This is a genomic window from Breznakia blatticola (genome assembly GCF_004365815.1).
Lineage (GTDB): Bacteria > Bacillota_I > Bacilli_A > Erysipelotrichales > Erysipelotrichaceae > Breznakia > Breznakia blatticola.
The window spans coordinates 1-1,072 of sequence record NZ_SODD01000096.1; the positions used below are offsets into that span (position 1 = coordinate 1).

Annotated in this window: 1 protein-coding gene; it reads left to right on the forward strand. The window is 36.4% G+C overall.

All coding sequences use genetic code 11. The features are described from left to right. Positions 1-418 precede the first annotated feature (418 nt). Positions 419-937 (forward strand): NUDIX domain-containing protein, encoded by a 519-nt coding sequence (locus tag EDD63_RS11500; RefSeq protein WP_134171457.1) that lies wholly within the window; start codon positions 419-421, stop codon positions 935-937. Positions 938-1,072 lie beyond the last annotated feature (135 nt).

A 1,072-nucleotide genomic window follows, 5' to 3' on the forward strand; every position in this document is an offset into this window, starting at 1 on the left:
CATCAATTTATAATTCCGATTTTTCTTCAACTCATATTCCGAAAATTCATCAACTCTGATTCCGAATTTTCGTTAATTTATAATTGACATTTACATTTGCTAGACATTTACATCAAAATGTAAGAAAAGCCTATAATAATCGGCTCAAAAGCCAATATATAATGAAGAAATTAGAGAAATTGAAAGCGCTTATATTGACTTTAAAGATTTTTCTTGATAACCTATATATAGGTAGTGATGCCTCGTGGTTAATCGCTTGATTATCTTTTTCCCCACCCATAGAAAGATAATTGAATTTCTCCCCAGATTAATTACGGAAAGATCGTTAAGAGGCATGAGAGTGTCTCTTATTTTGTTTTCTTGGAGGAGTTAGGTATAATAGATTTATAGAGGAAAAAGATAGGAAAGGAATGTAAACATGTTAATTGCCATTCTAGAAGATCGCGTTTTTAGAAAACGCACAAAAGAACCATATCAAAAACGTTGGACAGTCCGTTGTTTTGTATATAACGAAAATGATGAACTGGTTTTCTTGCGCATCAAAGGGACTGATGCACTTGGACGTAGAAACCATGTTGAAACTATTGGTGGCGGCGTCGAGAATGAAGAAAGTTTAGAAGATGCAGTAAAGCGCGAAATCCGTGAAGAAATCGGATATGAGTGCGAGATCATCGAAGATATTGGTTATATTGTAGATCACTACAACTCTTTAAATCGCGAAACCATCTCCAACTACTTTGCTGTAAAGTTGACAGAATATATTGGTGGGGAATCACGTACAGAAGAAGAGGAAGCACTAATTGAAGGTACTGAGACATATAGTGAGTCAGAAGTGATGGATATGCTTAAAGATTATACAAAGCGCAGTGTGAATGAACTGGTGCAACGTCGTGATCTAATTGCATTTGAATATTATATAAAACATAAAAAGCATTAAGAAAACGAGTTCTGCAATTAGCGGAACCCGTTTTTTTTAAGTGTGCCAGGCATGGTGCATATCTAGTTGGTGAAAGTCCAACCGCAGGTGTTACCGCTAAGCGTAGTGAACCACAAGCCGAAGTCGGTGACGACG

Excerpts from the sequence above, each read along its gene's own strand:
- EDD63_RS11500 (WP_134171457.1), top strand. The coding sequence starts at position 419 with ATGTTAATTGCCATTCTAGAAGATCGCGTTTTTAGAAAACGCACAAAA.